The 17,166-nt window shown below is 62.7% G+C and carries 16 protein-coding genes; 6 read left to right on the top strand and 10 right to left on the bottom strand.

Annotated elements, in window-relative coordinates; all coding sequences use genetic code 11:
* Window positions 1-5: 5 nt before the first annotated feature.
* Window positions 6-1,034: an NAD(P)/FAD-dependent oxidoreductase gene (locus GN300_RS03155; RefSeq protein WP_070160662.1), complete on the bottom strand. Its 1,029-nt coding sequence runs from the start codon at window positions 1,032-1,034 to the stop codon at window positions 6-8.
* Window positions 1,035-1,067: 33 nt separating this feature from the next.
* Here GN300_RS03155 and GN300_RS03150 point away from each other — a divergent pair, with 33 nt between their 5' ends.
* Complete coding sequence (locus tag GN300_RS03150; RefSeq protein WP_082654801.1) at window positions 1,068-1,694, top strand: helix-turn-helix domain-containing protein; 627 nt, start codon at window positions 1,068-1,070, stop codon at window positions 1,692-1,694.
* Window positions 1,695-1,750: 56 nt separating this feature from the next.
* Entirely contained in the window at window positions 1,751-2,209 is a 459-nt protein-coding gene (locus tag GN300_RS03145; RefSeq protein WP_063315927.1) for a GNAT family N-acetyltransferase, read from the top strand.
* A gap of 12 nt (window positions 2,210-2,221) precedes the next feature.
* Here the strand turns inward: GN300_RS03145 and GN300_RS03140 are convergent, their stop codons facing one another.
* Genes GN300_RS03140 through GN300_RS03115 form a run of 6 tightly spaced genes read right to left on the bottom strand, consistent with a single transcriptional unit; the run spans window position 2,222 to window position 7,854 of the window.
* Window positions 2,222-2,758, bottom strand: a complete 537-nt coding sequence (locus GN300_RS03140; RefSeq protein WP_058226099.1) for an AAA family ATPase — start codon at window positions 2,756-2,758, stop codon at window positions 2,222-2,224.
* A gap of 53 nt (window positions 2,759-2,811) precedes the next feature.
* Window positions 2,812-3,606, bottom strand: a complete 795-nt coding sequence (locus GN300_RS03135; protein ID WP_003939865.1) for an MHYT domain-containing protein — start codon at window positions 3,604-3,606, stop codon at window positions 2,812-2,814.
* A gap of 40 nt (window positions 3,607-3,646) precedes the next feature.
* The gene (locus GN300_RS03130; protein WP_003940118.1) at window positions 3,647-4,234 is read right to left on the bottom strand and encodes an ATP/GTP-binding protein; all 588 of its coding nucleotides are present in this window, start codon (window positions 4,232-4,234) and stop codon (window positions 3,647-3,649) included.
* Complete coding sequence (locus tag GN300_RS03125; protein WP_007727785.1) at window positions 4,215-4,589, bottom strand: DUF742 domain-containing protein; 375 nt, start codon at window positions 4,587-4,589, stop codon at window positions 4,215-4,217. Before GN300_RS03125 ends, GN300_RS03130 begins: the two co-directional genes overlap by 20 nt.
* Before the next feature lie 5 nt (window positions 4,590-4,594).
* Window positions 4,595-5,011 (bottom strand): roadblock/LC7 domain-containing protein, encoded by a 417-nt coding sequence (locus tag GN300_RS03120; RefSeq protein WP_003940329.1) that lies wholly within the window; start codon window positions 5,009-5,011, stop codon window positions 4,595-4,597.
* The gene (locus GN300_RS03115) at window positions 5,008-7,854 is read right to left on the bottom strand and encodes an ATP-binding protein (RefSeq protein WP_233405565.1); all 2,847 of its coding nucleotides are present in this window, start codon (window positions 7,852-7,854) and stop codon (window positions 5,008-5,010) included. The genes GN300_RS03120 and GN300_RS03115 overlap by 4 nt, the downstream gene beginning before the upstream one ends.
* A 378-nt stretch (window positions 7,855-8,232) precedes the next feature.
* Here GN300_RS03115 and GN300_RS03110 point away from each other — a divergent pair, with 378 nt between their 5' ends.
* A complete protein-coding gene (locus GN300_RS03110) occupies window positions 8,233-8,742 on the top strand; it encodes a hypothetical protein (RefSeq protein ID WP_030534948.1) in 510 nt (169 codons plus the stop codon).
* A gap of 4 nt (window positions 8,743-8,746) precedes the next feature.
* Here the strand turns inward: GN300_RS03110 and GN300_RS03105 are convergent, their stop codons facing one another.
* A complete protein-coding gene (locus tag GN300_RS03105) occupies window positions 8,747-10,189 on the bottom strand; it encodes a phospholipase D-like domain-containing protein (protein ID WP_063315929.1) in 1,443 nt (480 codons plus the stop codon).
* A complete protein-coding gene (locus GN300_RS03100) occupies window positions 10,186-11,289 on the bottom strand; it encodes an NAD(P)-binding domain-containing protein (RefSeq protein WP_020970433.1) in 1,104 nt (367 codons plus the stop codon). Before GN300_RS03100 ends, GN300_RS03105 begins: the two co-directional genes overlap by 4 nt.
* 112 nt (window positions 11,290-11,401) lie before the next feature.
* Here GN300_RS03100 and GN300_RS03095 point away from each other — a divergent pair, with 112 nt between their 5' ends.
* The 3 genes from GN300_RS03095 to GN300_RS03085 all read left to right on the top strand — a co-directional run bounded on the left by GN300_RS03095 (window position 11,402) and on the right by GN300_RS03085 (window position 15,892).
* Window positions 11,402-12,133 carry an enoyl-CoA hydratase gene (locus tag GN300_RS03095; protein ID WP_003940192.1) on the top strand — a complete coding sequence of 244 codons (732 nt, stop codon included), beginning with the start codon at window positions 11,402-11,404 and terminating at the stop codon, window positions 12,131-12,133.
* 62 nt (window positions 12,134-12,195) lie between these two features.
* Window positions 12,196-13,311 (top strand): MBL fold metallo-hydrolase, encoded by a 1,116-nt coding sequence (locus GN300_RS03090; protein WP_007727770.1) that lies wholly within the window; start codon window positions 12,196-12,198, stop codon window positions 13,309-13,311.
* Window positions 13,312-13,387: 76 nt separating this feature from the next.
* Window positions 13,388-15,892, top strand: coding sequence for a cation-translocating P-type ATPase (locus tag GN300_RS03085; protein WP_003940410.1), 2,505 nt, complete (start codon window positions 13,388-13,390; stop codon window positions 15,890-15,892).
* A 6-nt stretch (window positions 15,893-15,898) separates the two neighbouring features.
* Here the strand turns inward: GN300_RS03085 and GN300_RS03080 are convergent, their stop codons facing one another.
* On the bottom strand, window positions 15,899-17,041 hold the full coding sequence (locus GN300_RS03080) for a diguanylate cyclase (RefSeq protein ID WP_063315930.1): 1,143 nt from the start codon (window positions 17,039-17,041) through the stop codon (window positions 15,899-15,901).
* Window positions 17,042-17,166 lie beyond the last annotated feature (125 nt).

Here is a 17,166-nt window from a genome sequence, read left to right as displayed (position 1 = left end):
CTCGGTCACAAGCCGTGGAGGGCGCTGCCGCCGTTCAACTCGCAGACGCGTTGCTCCACGGTCGCCGAGAAGCCCCCTTCCGGCTCGGTCGAACGAAGAGCCGATTCGACATCTTGCTCGACCAGATATCCGTTGATCGCGATTGCCGCGGTCGAACCTGCCGCCGCAGCATTGATTACCTGAGCGCGAGGGTCGACGACGTTGCCGGCGCCCCAGATACCAGGAACACTGGTGGCGCCGGAACGATCGACAGCCACGAATCCCGTGGGGCTGGTTTTGCAGCCGAGTCGCGTCAGATGTGCGTCGTTCGGAACGAAACGCGGCGCAACGAACAGTGCTGAGCGCGCAACAAGTTGGCCGTTGTCGAGTTCGACGGCTTTCAGTTTGCTTTTCTCGCAGACCAATCCAGATACCGATCCGTCGGCAACCGTCACTCCTCGGGCAGCCAGTCGCGCGCGTTCGTCGGGGGTGAGCGAGATCTTGTCGGGGAAGAACGTCACATCCGACGACCACTGTCGGAGTAGAAACGCCTGGTGAAGTGACATCTCGCGAGCGTCGCCGCCGAGAACGCCGATCGGTTGGTCGCTGATCTCGTACGCATGGCAGTACGGGCAATGGAGCACGCTTTGTCCCCAAAGCTCCTGGATGCCTGGTATTTCCGGGAGTGAATCCCGTAGACCGGTGGCAACCAGCACAGTACGAGTTTCGAGCGTCGTGCCTCCTGAAAGTTCGACGACAAAGCCGGGTTCGATACCGCGCCAGGAGATGTCGACTACGTCATCTTGTGTCAATTCCACTCCGTACGTCTGCAATTCGCTGCGTCCGACGGCGAGCAACTCACGTGGCGCCATGCCGTCGCGCGAGAGGAAGCCGTGCATGTGTGCTGCCGGTGCGTTGCGCGGTTTGCCGGAATCGATGACGGCGACCGAGCGCCGAGCACGACCCAACACCAGGGCTGCGCTGAGTCCGGCGGCGCCACCGCCGACGATCACGGCGTCGAGGATCTCAGTTTCAGTGTGTGTTCGCATGAGCACAGATTGCTCGCGGAGGGGGTTCTTCAGCAACTAATGTTGCCATTTCTGGGAATCGCCGTCAGACTCGGCACCATGAATGTCAACGGTCCGCACATCGATGCCGCCATCTCGCAGATCGGCGCGCGCCTCAAACGCATTCGTGCACAGAGGAACGTCACACTCACAGCGCTGTCCGAGTCCACCGGTATTTCGAAGAGCACCCTGTCGAGGCTCGAAGCGGGGGAGCGTCGCCCGAGCTTGGAGTTGCTGCTTCCGATCGCGCTTGCCCACCAAGTGCCGTTGGACCAACTGGTGGCGGCACCGCAGGTCGCCGATCCGCGCATCCAGAGTGCGCCTCGAAGCGTCAGTGGGCGAACGGTATTGCCGCTGACTCGGCAACCGGGTGGGTTGCAGGCATTCAAGATGACCATCCCGGCAAGCCAGACGGAACCGGATCCCCAAGTGCACGACGGCTACGAATGGCTGTACGTGTTGTCGGGGAGGTTGCGGTTGGTGTTGGCCGATCACGACATCGTGATGGGTACGGGTGAAGCTGCTGAATTCGACACCCGAAACCCGCATTGGTTCGGCAGTGACGGGCGCGGCCCGGTCGAGGTACTGAGTCTGTTCGGCCCCCAAGGAGAACGCATCCACGTTCGGGCCAGGCCTTCGGCGAAGTGACGGACAGTCATACTTTCATTCGGTACTGCCGGAAGCGAAGAGGACAGTGAGGATCTGTGCGAATCGAAATTGACGACTTGAGTCGGGATGCGGTCCGTGCTCTACTCACCGAACATCTCGCCGACATGCACGCGACCTCGCCCTCGGACAGCGTTCACGCGCTGGACGTCACGGGGCTGATGGATAGCTCTGTGACCATGTGGACGCTGTGGAGCGAAGGTGACGAGTTACTCGGTTGCGTCGCACTCAAGGAACGGTCGTCGGCGGGCGGCGAGATCAAGTCGATGCGAACGTCATCGGCAGCAAGGGGGCGTGGCGTGGGAACGCGACTTCTTCAACACGTCGTGGACGAGTCGAGACAACGAGGTTACCGGCAACTCGAATTGGAGACCGGTACGCAAGAGTTCTTCGATCCAGCTCGCCGGTTGTACGCGAAATTCGGGTTCGTGCCTTGTCCACCGTTCGGGAACTACCGCGAAGACCCGAACAGCGCATTCTTCGTTCTCACCTTGTGAGCAGCTCGCACGCTACAGCATCTTGGCTGTGATGCGTCGTACTGCACTGTCGGAGTCCATGATTGCGGTGTCGAGCACCAGCCGTTCCGTAGTCCACGGCTCGTAGTCTCGATCCAGAATTTCCTGCCACGTCGGTAGTACGAGATCCGGGATGTCGACGACTCGCCGTTCAGCGCGTCTGCGATGCTCGTCGGGATCCGAACAGATGACCTCGACACCGAGCAGGCGCGCCGAATTATGTTGTGCGGTAGCGGACCAGGCGTTTCGTGTCGCCTCGACGGGGTTGACGCATTCGACCACGACCGAAAGTCCCAGTCGCAATTGTTCGGCGGCGAGCGCGTACCCGGTGATGTATCCGGCGGTCCCGGACGCGTCAGCGATACCGCTGCGTATCAGCGCCTGTTCGATGGTATCGATCCGCATGAAGGGGATTTGGTGACGCTGCGCAAGCGCCCGCGCGATCGTCGACTTGCCGGTGGCCGGCAAACCACCGATCACGACCAGCGTTGCGCGAGTCGATGGCTGGGGGTTGTGTCCGGCATCCACCATCCCCGAAATGTACGGGGCGTTGTCGATTTACGTGAACTCGCCCCGTACTCTGCTCAGTTCGAGATCGCGAACTCTCGTGCTTCGAACGCCAGATCGTCGGCGGCGGATTCCATTCGTGCCGTCGCACGGTTGGGTGCTGTCAGCACTGCGACAATCGGAACTGCCAACGCCAGCAGGCCGAGAACGAAGACAGGGAAGAGGAATGAGAACACTTCGAGTCCCTGCGGCGCCGGGGCTGCCGCGTCGTGAACAACCTCGACAGCGGCCATTCCGGTGTAGTGCATACCGACGACGGCGATGCCCATGATGATTCCGGCGACAAAACGCAGAATCGTGGACTCGAGCACCATGGTGAACCACAGTGCAGCGGTTCCGGCGACGACTGCGATGAGAACCGACAGTGCAACGAAGAGCAGGTCGTAGTGGATCTCGCCCTGAAAGCGCAAGGCGCGCATACCCGTGTAATGCATGATGTTCACGGCGAGACCGGTTACCACGCCCCCGATCAGAAGCCGCGTCCAGCGAAATTCGGTCCCGATGATCAGCAGGCCGACAAACACGGCCCCTACTGAGATGATCGCGGAGATCACGGTCCATCCGAGGTTGTATCGAATGGGACTGCCGGGGACCGCGAAGCCGAGCATGGCGATGAAATGCATGAGCCAGATGGCGACGCCACCGATCGACAAGGCAGCCATGGCGAGCCATCGCATGCGTGTGGCGGTTGTCGTCGCGGACGCTGAATGCCTGGTGCACGCCAGGCCGACTACCGACCCGACCACGGACACGACGTAGGCGAGTCCGAGCAGCCAGATTCCCATCGAGAAATGGTGCATTTCATCCGACATGCCAGTTCCTTTCGGCGACGATTCGCATCTGGTGATTCATCTAGACGACTGCTTCAGCTGCAAGTCGTTCGAGGGAGTATTCGGTGACGGCGATCAGCGCGCGTTTGGCCGATTCGCGGTTTCGGGCGTCAATCTCGATCATGGGAACCCGGTTGGGTAGAGCCAACGCCTGGCGGAGATCGCTCGCCGAATGGATTGGTGCGCCGTCGAAACGGTTGACCGCCACGATGAACGGGAGGCCTCGCGCCTCGAAGAAGTCGACTGCGGCGAAGCTGTCTTCCAGGCGACGCGTGTCGACCAGAATGACCGCACCGATCGCACCGGTGATCAGGTCGTCCCACATGAACCAGAAGCGGCGCTGTCCCGGGGTTCCGAACAGATAGAGGACCAGGTCGTCAGCGAGAGTGATACGCCCGAAGTCCATCGCGACCGTCGTGGTGCTCTTGTCGGGAGTGGATCCGAGATTGTCGATACCGTCGCTGGCGTCGGTGACCATGGCCTCCGTGCGAAGGGGGACGATTTCGGAGACGGTCCCCACAAGTGTTGTCTTGCCAACACCGAAACCCCCGGCGATCACGATTTTTGTCGATTTCACGCGAGACGATGAGTCAGAGTGCCCGAAGTCCACTGAGGGTCCTTTCGATCAGTTCGCGTCGCTCGACTCGAGATGCGTCGCTTCGCAGAGTGGCATGTATTTCCAGTGATCCGGCTACTACGAGGTCGGCGACCAGTACCCGCACGACTCCGATCGGAACACCCAGGTGGGCAGCGATCTCGGCAACCGAGATCCGCTGCTCGCAGAGTGCGACGATCGATGCACGAATATCCTGCGGTGCAAGATTGTTCGAGACCGCGTCTTCGATCGTCGCGATGATCGCTTCGAGTGGGAGGTCGATGGACGGCAGGGTCCGACCTTCGGTGAGCGCGTACGGCCGGACCAAGCTCGGTTCGGCGTCGTCGTACTCGGATTGATGGTGAGGCATCGAACTCAAATACCCTGCGATGTTCTCGGGGCAATGTCCATGGTGGTGCCGACGCGATCGACGAGAGTCGCCATTTCGTAACCGATCTGGCCGATGTCGCATCCGGCGACAGCGAGAGCGGCAAGGTAAGCGCCACTACCGACGCCCATGAGAAGCAGGTAGCCGTTCTCCATCTCGACGACGGACTGCATGACGGCTCCACCGTCGAAGAGGCGTGACGCCCCCGCGGACAGGCTGGCGAGTCCGGAAGTGACAGCGGCTAATTGATCGGCCCGATCGAGCGGAAGATGTGTGCTCGAGGCCGTCAACAACCCGTCGGCTGAGACGATGATCGCGTGACTCACACCCGGCACGTCTCGGGCAAAAGCCGATACCAGCCAGTCGAGTGCGCGGGGAGTCTCTTGGGCTCCGACAGTGTTCACTGTTCTCCTTCATCGTTGTGCAACATCGTGGACGATTCGAAAGACTGTCCGCCATCGGGCTGATGGTCGGCGGCGCGCCGACGCCCTCGTTGTACTCCGGATTGGTAACTGCTCCAACCACGTTGGACGTCCGCCGGATTGGATGCATGGCGCTGTGTCGTTCCACCTCTCCCGACTGCGCCGGGAACCAGGCGGGCTCCGCGGTCTCGAATGGGAAGTCCGGAATCGGCGATCTTGGTGACCGGCATCTCGAACGAGGTCCGAGCGGCCAGCCAGCCTTGATCCGCGTCGGTGGTCCACGCACTGCCGGTGGAAGCAGCTGACGTCTCCGCCGTCGGGTCCACGAGCCACTCGGACACCATCCGGGCGAAAATCGGCATCGTGTTCGGGGCAGCGAGTACGCCGTTCGAGTTGCCGTCTCCCGCGCCGTCAGCGCGCGCCGATGCGCGAGCAGAGAGCCCGTCACGGGTGCGCGAGGAGAAGAACGCCGCAGTGTTTGTCGGCGTCGGGGCTGAGAGCCGGTGCCGTGGCGGCGGGGTTGTCGACGGGTGTGGACCCACCGGGATCTCGGGACCCTGTGCCGGCGAGGTGAATTCCGGCGAAGGAGTACGCACGGGAAGGGACGTCGATGCGCTTGTGCCTTCGGGATCGGGCAGAGGAGCGAAGGACGACACGGAGGTGGCGGGTGCAGCAGTGGTCGGAGTCGAGGTACTGACCGCCGGTACTCCACTTGTGCCCGGAGTGCGACGTGGCAACCCCGAAGGCGCTGTTGTCGTGGGAATGGATTGCGGTGTGATCGGGGCGAACGTCTCAGTCCGGTCGGTGCTGTTGCTGGGCGTTCGACGCGGGAGATCTGCGAAACTTCTGGTCGCAGGCTGCGGGGGTGCCAATTCGGTCGGGACGGGCTGTGACCAGGACGGTTCAGACGGTGCGGGCGGCGGAGTCCGATCGAGCGTGGGCACGGGTCCGGTTCGCGGCGTGCGGATCTCGGGTCCCCGAGAAGAATCGAGTATCGACGTCGGTAGGAGCACCGTTGCGGTGATGCCGCTGTGCGTCGACGACGTTGCCGTCGGGCGCAGGCGCACAGAGATGTTGTAGCGACGACTGATTCGGCTCACGACGAACAAACCCATGCGACGCGCTGTATCCGCGCTCATCTCGCCGCCGGCGGCGAGGCGCTCGTTGGCATCGAGGATATCGGCAGGCGACATGCCGATACCGAGATCTGCGATCTCGACGATCATGGAGCCGTCGATGGTGCGGGCAGCGTTGATGGAGACGGTGGTCTCCGGCGGGGAGTACCGCAGAGAATTGTCGAGCAGTTCAGCGATGAGGTGAACGACGTCCGGGGCAGCATGACCGGTGACGACTCCGGGCGGTATCTGCCCGAGTTCGACGCGTCGATATTCCTCGACGCCTGATACCGCCGCACGAAGGATATCGCCGAGAGCGACGGGGGCGGTTCTGGCGCGGCGTACATCGGTTCCGGCGAGAACCAACAAGTTGTCGCCGTTTCTACGCATTCTCGCGGCGATGTGGTCGAGCCGGAACAGATTCTCGAGGCGACGAGGGTCGTCTTCGTCCTGCTCCAACTGTTCGATCAAACCGAGTTGCTGGTCGACGAGGGACTTGTTACGCCTCGACAGCGTTTCGAACATGTCGTTGACCTGGCGCCGCAGGGTGGCCTGCTCGCCGGCCAGCGTGATGGCCTGACCGTGCATGTCGTCCACCGCGCGTGCAAGCTCGCCGATTTCCTCGTGGGTGCGGATCGGTACACGGGCGAAGTCGACGTCGTCGATACTGGCACCTGCGCGAATTCGTTCGATCGCGTCGGGGAGTCCGCGTCGTGCTGCTTGCAATGCGGCAAATCGCAGCCGACGGATCGGATCGATGAGCGATCGGCTGATGACGAGGGCGATGGCCAGTGCCAGCAGGACCGCGCCGAGCACGATTGCAGTGTCACGAAGTGCTGCGGTTCGTGCTGCATTGGATTCAGCGGTGACGGTATCGCCGAACTCGGTGACGGTGGTGTCGGTCAGGCTGTTGTACTGGTCGTTTCCGGATTTCAGATCGGTACCGACGCGGCTCCCCAGAGGAGAGGTCGACGGGGTTGATCCGAGTGCGTTGATCCGGTTCTGAGCGGAGTTGCTGAGGGTCCGGACGGTGTCGTTGCTCCCGTCGATGGCGAGAATGTTGTTCAGAGCGACCAGTTCGGCACCGGCGGCACTGACCATCGAGGTACGAGCCTGCTGGTCCGGATCACCTGAGCCGAAGAGGATTCGTTGTTCGGCCAGTGCTCGTCGCGCATCCCAGAGTGCTGAGAGTCGGCCACCCTCTTCGCGCAGCGCCGGACGCTGAGAATGCTCGACGACGCTGGTGAAGGTGCTCGAGAGTGCGCGAGAGACTTCGCCGACCCGCGAAACCAAGCGTGCGGGAGCCACCGCGCCGGCGGCGACCTCCTCCGTGATGGAACGGCTCTCTGCGAGCGCCGAAGTCACTTGGTCGTTGAGATCGTCGTCGGACTGGAACGCGCGCGCGGCGTCGACCAGTTGATCCATTGCGTCCGAAACCGCTTGTGTGGCGGGGCCGGTGTCAGTGCGTGCCGATGCGGCTTCGGCGAGCTCGTACAGCGCGGATTCGAGATTGATCGCGGCGGGCTCAGCGAGGGCGCGCTCGGACGAGGAACTCAGCTGTGCGGCTTCTTCGAGTTCCGTCTGAACGCGAAGGGCTCCGAGGACGACGGCGACGATCATCGGCAATGCGAGAACGGCGATGACCTTCCATCCCAGGCGCCATTCGCCGATCGACCACCAAGAGGTTGTCGTGTGTGAATCGTGTTTCATGCGGAACATGGCCCCTTCACGTCAACCCCCCGTGGGTCATTGCCCGAACCCCTTCGATCCGGTTTGACCAGAAGGGGTAGTTAGCTGAACGGTAACAGACTGTTCGCTGGCTCGCTACATCCCAGTTGGCTTCTTGGATCGCCGATGACTATATCCGGATTGTAAGGCCAGGTGAAAGGGTAAACGGACAAGTGCGGCGAATGGGATAGCCGGATAGTCCAATTTGGTAGCTCGGCGAGTAGTGCTGCCCGGGAATTCGTGGAACTCACGGCAAGCATCTGGCTCGTGTCCCGACATCGAGGACACGTCCGAACGAGGCGCACACGCATGTCAGAATGTGGAAACCGCACCGATGACCGAATTGAACTTGGAGCCATAGTGAGTGGAACTGCTCGCGACGCGTTGCGCGCGATCGCCGAACTGCTCGCCCCTGACAGCGCTGTTGTCATCGATCGTGTGACTCTCGCGATCGACCAACCGGAACGGTATGTCGAAGTACAGAACGAGTTGTACTCACAGACGCTCGAGAAGCCACACCCGGAAATGGCGTGGTTTGCTCTCGTCGACGCATTGCACGAACAAGAACGCCTGGTCTGGGTGGACTGGAACGAGGATGCTGCCGAGGTTCTGGGTCAGCTGCGAGTGCTCACGTCGGCGCCGGCGGGATCGTGGGAGTGGGCGGACAGTCTTGTCGTGGCCTTCGATCGAGCTGCTGGACTCGAATCGCTTCTCGCTCGTATCGGCGACAACATCACCGATACGGGCGTTTCACTTGCCTGGCTCGACAGCGACAGCGATACGTTTCTCCTCGCGCTCGTCCCGAGTGTTCACGGTGCAACGCTCGTCGAACTCGCGCTGGCAACCGGGCACTGCGTGCGCGTGTTCTAGAGTCTCAGCGTTTGCCGAGCAGGCGGCGCAATCCTTCGATTCGATCGCTCAGTCTGGGCGGCGTGCGCTCGGGATCCATCAGTGCATTTTCAGCGAGCACGTGGTCTTCGCCGTCGACTGTGTTCCGGTCGAATTCGCGCAGACTGCGAGCGTCGGAGGTCGAGAGAGCGCGAACCGTCGACAACAGTGACTGCTCACCCGACGCGTCGTCGACTTCTTCCTCGGTGACGTCGAGGTGCTCGCTGAGTAGCCGGCGCCTCAATCCGATGATCGAGGCGCGCAACTCGACATCTGCGTCGTCGTCGGATTCGACGGCGATGTCGCACTCGGTGTCGAAGCCCATCGAACGGTTGTTGAGATTCGACGACCCGATTCGCAGGAGCCGATCGTCCATCACGAGAACCTTGGCGTGTACGTAAATAGGTGCGCCAGAAGAGGTCACGGGATAAAACGCACCGAAACGGTCGTGGGTATCGGCCGACCACAGCAAATGCAGCAGGTCGTGGCGTGCCCCGTCCATCGCCTTTTGTTCGAGCCATCCATCGGCATTGCGGGGAATGACCAGAACGATTTCCGGCCCGTCGGCCTCACGTAGACGCGCGGCAATCGCCTCGGCCAGCGTGCGTGATGCGAGGTACTGGCTTTCGATGTACAGCGTGTGTTCGGCGCCGGCGATGGCCGCGAGATACAGCGCCTCGATCTCACGAACCTCCGCGCGCTCGCCGAGTTCCGGCAATGTTCTGGCGACGGCTACGTCGACCACCCGCAAGGTGGGAGCCAAATTGACGGGCCACGGAGTCGCAGTGCTCTTGACCGGTGTCAGATCCTCGCCGGTTGCGGATTTCCAGCGTGCCCGCGCCAATTCGCCGATGGCCGCAGCCGCATTGCCGTCGACCGCCGTGGTTGCGTCATGCCAAGGGCCGTAACGCCTTCCGCTGGGCGTGATTCGATAATCGTTTCGGTCGACGTGATCCGAGGTGTCCCAGCGGTCCACAGTCATGTCGATGCCGCCGCAGAACGCCAGAGCGTCGTCGATGACGATGATTTTCTGATGGTGCGCCGCACCAACCGGGTGGGCGCCGTCGATCTCGAACCGTAGGCGCTCGTCGGTCAGCCAGTTGGACACGAAGACGGGAGTCATGCCGCGGCCGATTGCGGTGAACGCGCCGATGTTCCATTTGAGTACGAGGATTTCGAGGTCGGGTTTCTCGCGGACGAGCCAGCGGAGGAACATTCCCAACCGGTTGGGGCCGTCGAGAGTCTGCTCGCCTGGTTCGAGTTTGATGCGCGTGTCGAAGTCCCAGCCGATCAACATGATTCGCTTTTCAGCTTGCAGCATTGCGGACTTCGCATGATGAAAGTAGTCAGCGGCGTCGACGATGCAGGCAAGATTGTCCGCCGGTTCGATGCGCCAGCAGGTTTCGCCCGGAACAAGGATTCTGTTCATTCGCCGATTCCCAGGTACGCGGTCAGTTCGCGCGCTGCCGCTTGGCCGGCGCGGTTGGCTCCGATCGTCGACGACGACGGTCCGTATCCCACCAGGTGCACGCGAGGGTCGGCTTCGACCTGCGTGGCGAGGCGCCCGGTCATCGGAATTCCGCCACCCGGTCCGCGCAGGTGCAACGGCGCCAGGTGATCGAGTGAGCTACGAAAACCGGTGCACCACAAGATGACATCGGCGTCGACGACGGTACCGTCGGCCCACTTCACGCCGTTCGGAAGAATTTCGGAGAACATCGGCAGTCGATTCATCACACCACGCTCTCGCGCTGCCCGGATGGCAGGCGTTACCGGGAGGCCGGTCACCGAGACAACGGATCCCGGTGGCAGGCCGCGTCGTACACGATCTTCGACCATGGCAACCGCAGCGCGGCCGATGTCCGGCGTGAACGGCTCGTCGCGGAACTCGGGTTCGCGCCGCGTCACCCAGGTAGTGGTCGTGACGCGTGAGATCTCGTCGAGCAGTTGGACGGCCGAGATCCCGCCGCCGACCACGACGACATGTTTGCCTTCGAACTCGGCAGCGGTTCGATAGTCCTTCGTGTGCAGTTGTCGGCCACGGAACGACTCGGCCCCGCGATAGTGGGGGATGAAGGGCCGCTCCCAGGTCCCCGTCGCGTTGATCAAGCCTCGCGCCGCGAATACTCCCTGGTCGGTCTCGATCCGCAGGCGCTCTTCCCTCGGACACACCACTCGCGTGTGTACCGGGCGGTGGACGGGAAGTTCGAATTGCTTTTCGTACAGTTCGAAGTAGTGGGGGACCGCCACCGATGCAGGCACCTGTTCGGCGTCTGTACCGGTGGTTTCCGCGAAGGACATTCCCGGGAGGTCATGGACGCCGTTGACGGTGCTCAGTGTCAGGCTCGGCCAACGGAACTGCCACGCCCCGCCCGGCCCCGACGCATGATCGAGCACCACGAACCCCGATTCGGGCTCGATTCCGAACTTGCGCAGGTAGTAGGCGGCGGAGAGTCCGGCCTGTCCGGCGCCGATCACCACCACGTCAACCGGGTGTGGTTGCTGTGCGGCAAGGTCGTCTGTACTCATCGGTAATCTAACCTCCTGATGTACAGAACTTAGCTGCAGAGAAGTATGCGGACGGTATCGGCGCCTCGGAACATCCCTGTGTCGAGCCTTCCAGAAACGAAAGTGAGCGGACATGATCGGGTTCTCCCGTGACGGCAACGTCGTGACCATCGAGTTGCAGCGTCACGAGCGTCGTAATGCGCTCAGCGCGGAACTCTGCATCGCAATACGGGACGCGATGAACGCGGCGGTAGCCGAGCACGCGCACGTCGTCGTCATCACCGGTGAGGGATCGGCGTTCTGTGCAGGCGCGGACCTTTCCGGCGACGTCTACATGGAGGGCTTCACCGATCGCCTGTTCGAGATGCTTCGCTCTATCGACACGGCGCCCATCCCGGTCATCGCTGCCGTCAACGGTCCGGCCATCGGCGCGGGCACGCAACTGGCCATCGCGTCGGACCTTCGCGTCGTAGCGCCGAGCGCTCGCTTCGGAATCCCGGCCGCCACCCTCGGTGTCTCGGTGGACAAGTGGACGATGCGTCGGCTCGCGTCGCTGGTCGGCGGCGGTCCCGCGCGCACCATTTTGCTCGGCATCGAACAGATCGGCGCCGAAGAAGCCTTCACTCGCGGCCTCGCCAACAAAATCGGAACCCTCGACGACGCTCAGGAATGGGCACACCGCATCGCGAATCTCGCACCGCTGTCGTTGCGGCACATGAAGATGGTTCTGAACGACGACGGCACCATGGAGGAGCAGTCTCCCGAGCAGCTCGACGCGCTTCACGCCGCCTGGCTCAGCGAGGACGTCCAGGAAGCCCGCGCTGCCCGCATCGAGAACCGCCCTCCCGTATTCAAGGGTAAGTAAAGCTGGTTGCAGGGAAAACAGGCGCCGGGCACGCAGGGCAGATAGTGGCTACGCTCGTCTGAATGAAGAAGACGACGGTTCTCGGAGTTGCTGCTGTTGCCGCGGCGACGGGGTGGGTGGCGCGAGCCGCATGGGGCATCCCGACGCAGATCGGGGCCTCGCGAAACACGGTGCAACCGTATGCGGCGATGTCCCCGCGATACCGGGACCGCCAGTTCCACAACTCGGAGCCCAGCAGCACACTGGTTCCGGGCACCGATGTCGGAATGTTCAAGTCGATGGCCACGCGAGGGTCGACGGGTCGGCCGCGTCGGCCGATTCCGTTGGCCACTCCGCTGGCACCGGCGGCAGCCGGCGACGCGGCGGTGACGTGGTACGGCCATTCGAGCGTTCTCGTCGAGGTCGACGGCTACCGCGTTCTCGCCGATCCGGTGTGGAGTGAACGCGTATCACCCTCGGCCACAGTAGGTCCCGCGCGCATGCACCCCACTCCGGTGGCTTTGACCGAACTGCCTGCAGTGGATGCGATAGTCATCTCTCACGATCACTACGACCATCTCGACATGGCTACGGTCAAGACCCTGACTCGTACACAGACCGCTCCGTTCGTCGTGCCGATCGGTATCGGGGCTCACCTGCGGCACTGGAAGGTGCCCGAGAACCGGATCGTGGAATTGGACTGGGACGAGTCGACAAAAATCGACGACCTGGTCCTCACGTGCACGGAGGCTCGTCACTTCTCCGGTCGTGGCCTCGTCCGGAACACGACGCAGTGGGCGTCGTGGGTATTCGCCGGGCCGAAGCACCGGGTCTTCTTCGGTGGTGACAGCGGATACACATCGCGTTTCGAACAGCTGGGTGAAACCTATGGGCCTTTCGATCTGACGCTTCTCCCCGTCGGTGCGTACGACGTGCGCTGGCCGGACATCCACATGAATCCGGAAGAGGCAGTGCAGACGCACATCGACCTCAACAAGGGCGACGGGTCGCGCGGTGTCTTCGTCCCGATTCACTGGGCGACGTTCAACCTCGCGTTTCACTCGTGGTCGGAGCCGATCATTCGCCTCGACGAGTCGGCTGCAGATGCGGGCACAACAGTGTCGGTCCCGATGCCGGGCGGCAGGATCGACGCGTTGTCACCGACACCGCCGTCGAAGTGGTGGATACCGCTGGGCTGAGCGGCGAAGTGTCGCGGACGTGGTTGCCTGTCGAGTCGCACCCTGATTAGTTGCTCCGGGTGCGTAATCTTTGACCATGGCTCACGAGCACACCAGTTCAGAAGAGACAGCAGTGGCGGTAGCGCCTGAGCGATTGCCGGACGACGTCGACGTCGCCCGCGGTCTGACCGCCGATCAGGTTGCAGCAAGGATCGCGTCGGGACAAACCAACGATGTACCGGACCGGGCGTCCCGCTCGGTCAAGGACATCATTCGCGGCAACGTCTTCACTCGCATCAACGCGATCCTGACCGTGTTGTTGGTGATCGTGCTCGCGACGGGTTCGATCATCGACGGCATGTTCGGACTGCTGATCATCGCGAACAGCGGTATCGGCATCATCCAGGAGATCCGCGCCAAGCGCACGCTCGACGCTCTGGCCATCGTGAGTCAGGCCAAGCCCATGGTCAGGCGTGACGGCGTCGCCGTGGCGATGGCGCCCAAAGATGTTGTGCTCGACGATATTATCGAACTCGGATCCGGTGACCAGATAGTCGTCGACGGTGAGGTGGTCAGTTCGGCTGCACTCGAGGTCGACGAATCGCTGCTCACCGGTGAGGCCGATCCGGTTCACAAGGCGAGTGGCCAGCAAGTGTTGTCGGGCAGTTTTGTTGCCGCGGGCAGCGGTGCATACCGCGCCACCAAGGTCGGCGGCGATGCATACGCGGCCAAGCTGGCCGAAGAGGCGAGCAAGTTCACCCTCGTGCATTCCGAACTGCGTAGCGGCATCGACAAGATCCTGAAGTTCATCACCTACCTGATGATTCCGGCGGGTGCGCTGATCATCTTCAATCAGCTCTTCACGATCGGCCTGCCGATCCGACCGGCACTCAACGGCATGGTGGCAGCTCTGGTTCCGATGGTTCCCGAAGGCCTTGTGCTCATGACGTCCATTGCATTTGCGGTCGGTGTGATCCGGTTGGGCAAGCGCCAGTGCCTCGTTCAGGAGTTGCCGGCGATCGAGGGTCTGGCTCGTGTCGACGTGGTGTGCGCGGACAAGACCGGAACGCTGACCGAGAACGGTATGCGGCTGTCCGAGGTCGACGTCGCACCGGGTGGATCGGGGGAGACTGCGGTCAAGTCCGCGTTGAGCGCGATGGCCGCGTCCGACCCTCGCCCCAACGCGAGTGTCCTGGCGATTCGCGAGTCTCTCTCCGACGACTCCGGGTGGGGCGAAGCGACAGCGGTGGCGCCGTTCTCCTCGGCGAAGAAGTGGAGCGGCCAGTCGTACGGCAGTCACGGCAACTGGGTACTCGGTGCCCCGGACGTGCTGCTCGATCCCGACTCGGAAATGGCCCGCAAGGCCGAGGAAGTGGGTTCGAGCGGACTTCGTGTCCTCATGCTCGGCAGCAGCGACCTCCCCGTCGACGACGCCGACGCCCCTGGCACCGTCACCCCCGAAGCTCTGGTCGTGCTCGAGCAGAAAGTGCGCCCGGACGCCCAGGAGACGTTGGAGTACTTCGCCAGCCAGAAGGTCGCGGTCAAGGTCATTTCCGGCGACAACGCGGTTTCCGTCGGCGCCGTTGCCGGATCCCTCGGACTCGAAGGCGGCGACCGCCCCATCGACGCGCGAGAGCTGCCCAGCGATCAGGAAAAGCTGGCGGACACTCTCGACGGAGCAACGACGTTCGGTCGAGTGCGACCGGATCAGAAGCGGGAAATGGTCGCGGCCTTGCAGTCTCGCGGACATACCGTCGCGATGACCGGTGACGGCGTCAACGACGTGCTCGCACTCAAGGACGCCGACATCGGAGTCTCGATGGGGTCGGGCAGCCCGGCTACCCGAGCCGTGGCCCAGATCGTGCTGCTGGACAACAAGTTCGCGACGCTCCCGTACGTCGTCGCGGAAGGCCGCCGAGTGATCGGCAACATCGAGCGTGTGTCGAATCTGTTCCTGACCAAGACCGTCTACTCGGTGGTGCTTGCGTTCCTGATCGGCATCACCGGCGTCCTGTCCCAGGTCTTCGACTTCGAACCGCTGCCGTACCCGTTCCTGCCCCGCCACGTCACGATCGCAGCGTGGTTCACGATCGGTATCCCGGCCTTCATCTTGTCTCTGGCACCCAACAACGAGCGCGCGCGAACCGGTTTCGTCTCGCGCGTGATGCGTCTGGCGTTGCCGTCGGGCCTGATCATCGGCATCACCACGTTCATCTCCTACGTATTGGCTTACCAAGGCCCGGACCAGACGGAAACCCAGAAGATCCAGGCCGGAACCAGTGCGCTCATCACGTTGATCATGATCGCCGTGTGGGTTCTGGCCGTCGTGGCTCGGCCGTACGTCTGGTGGAAGCTCGTTCTGATCGGCGGGTCGGTGGCCGGATACCTCATCCTGTTCGCGCTGCCGTTCACCCGCGAGTTCTTCAAACTGGATCCGAGCAACGTCGCTGCGACGACGCTCGCGATCACCCTCGGCGCGATCGGCGTTGTACTCGTGGAACTCTCGTGGTGGATCAGCGCACGCCTGCACGGGGAGAAACGAAAGATGTTCGCGACACCCGACGACCTGCCCGGCGAGCATCACCATGCCCACAGTGAGTGAGTAGTTTCAGCGCCTGAACATCTGCACCCAGGCAATGCGATCGCCGCCGCGCTTCTTGGCTCGGTACATCGCATTGTCTGCGTGCTCGATCAGTTCGTTGACAGCCCGATCCGGTAAGTCCGTCTCGGGACTCAGATAGACGCTGACGCCGGTACTGGCGGACACAGGATAGGGATCGGAGTCGGACGAGACCGCCGAATGTATCTCGGTGGCGACCTGCTCGATATCTCCTCGATCGACTCCGCGCAGGACGACGAACTCGTCTCCACCGATTCGAGCCACCACCGCATCGGGTCCGGCGGCAGCGATGAGGCGGTCGGCGACAGCGGTCAACGCGTCGTCGCCCGCGACGTGCCCGTGCGTGTCGTTGAGGTTTTTGAACGAGTCGACGTCGATGAGTAGTGCGATCAGAGCCTGCGTTCGATCACTGCGCAGCAGATGCTGTGCCTCGTCCTGGAGTCCGCGGCGATTGAGTGTCGCGGTGAGGTAGTCCCGGTGGGCGTTGCGTGCGTCGTCGGTCAGGCGCAGCCAGACGATCTGCAGAATCCACGCGGTGGAGAAAACCACACCGGCAACCATCAGATAGAGATTCACGACCACCCAGTCGTCGTTGACCGGCTCGGACATCGCCATGGCAGCGAGCGTCGTGCAGACAGCAAGAGCCCAACCGATGTGGCTGATGGCAACGCGAGGGCTGTGAACTATCGCCGCATAGAAGCCGATCATGATGAACAAGATGCAGCCGATGGTTCCGACGAAAGCGGTGCGTACGGCGAGGAAGAGAGTGACGGCGAGCCACAGGTCGGCCCAGACGACAAAGGCCACGGATTGTCGCCAAGTTGGCCACGATTCATTACGCGCCCAGCGGTAGCCCGCATAGGCGCCACTGATAGTTCCGAGGGCGAAGATCGACCGCGCCAGGGCGGTGTCGGAACCGAAGCGGCTCAACTGCATGGTCGCCGCGATCAGGGCGAAGAGAAAACACCACACCGCGACTAATTTGCGTCCGGGAACGGTCAGCCCGCGAGTGTCGAGGAATCGGGGGAGCCAGGTGTAATCGGTGCGATCCGACCACCACCGGGACAGCAGTTCACGCGTGGGGTAGGGGTCGCTCCCCGTCCCGCGCAGTCCTGCATTCAAACCGGGCACCTGTCGATGTCGATGGGTGGTCAATCAGCTATTGGCGGGTTAACGCTACCTCGAGTTGCGCACGGCTCGAACGCACGGACCTGCTTTCTGGCGCAGAGGCCGTCGACCTGTGAGAATCGAAGGGC

The organism is Rhodococcus sp. Ni2 (genome assembly GCF_021352185.1).
GTDB lineage: Bacteria > Actinomycetota > Actinomycetes > Mycobacteriales > Mycobacteriaceae > Rhodococcus_F > Rhodococcus_F qingshengii.
Note: the sequence above shows the minus strand (reverse complement) of the source record. Positions and strands in the feature narration are given on the sequence as shown.

Bases quoted from the DNA above. Each gene is read 5' to 3' on its own strand.
- GN300_RS03150 (WP_082654801.1), top strand. From the start codon at position 1,068: ATGTTGCCATTTCTGGGAATCGCCGTCAGACTCGGCACCATGAATGTC.
- GN300_RS03140 (WP_058226099.1), bottom strand. From the start codon at position 2,758: ATGGTGGATGCCGGACACAACCCCCAGCCATCGACTCGCGCAACGCTG.
- GN300_RS03135 (WP_003939865.1), bottom strand. From the start codon at position 3,606: ATGTCGGATGAAATGCACCATTTCTCGATGGGAATCTGGCTGCTCGGA.
- GN300_RS03125 (WP_007727785.1), bottom strand. From the start codon at position 4,589: ATGCCTCACCATCAATCCGAGTACGACGACGCCGAACCGAGCTTGGTC.
- GN300_RS03115 (WP_233405565.1), bottom strand. From the start codon at position 7,854: ATGAAACACGATTCACACACGACAACCTCTTGGTGGTCGATCGGCGAA.
- GN300_RS03105 (WP_063315929.1), bottom strand. From the start codon at position 10,189: ATGAACAGAATCCTTGTTCCGGGCGAAACCTGCTGGCGCATCGAACCG.
- GN300_RS03100 (WP_020970433.1), bottom strand. From the start codon at position 11,289: ATGAGTACAGACGACCTTGCCGCACAGCAACCACACCCGGTTGACGTG.
- GN300_RS03095 (WP_003940192.1), top strand. From the start codon at position 11,402: ATGATCGGGTTCTCCCGTGACGGCAACGTCGTGACCATCGAGTTGCAG.
- GN300_RS03090 (WP_007727770.1), top strand. From the start codon at position 12,196: ATGAAGAAGACGACGGTTCTCGGAGTTGCTGCTGTTGCCGCGGCGACG.
- GN300_RS03085 (WP_003940410.1), top strand. From the start codon at position 13,388: ATGGCTCACGAGCACACCAGTTCAGAAGAGACAGCAGTGGCGGTAGCG.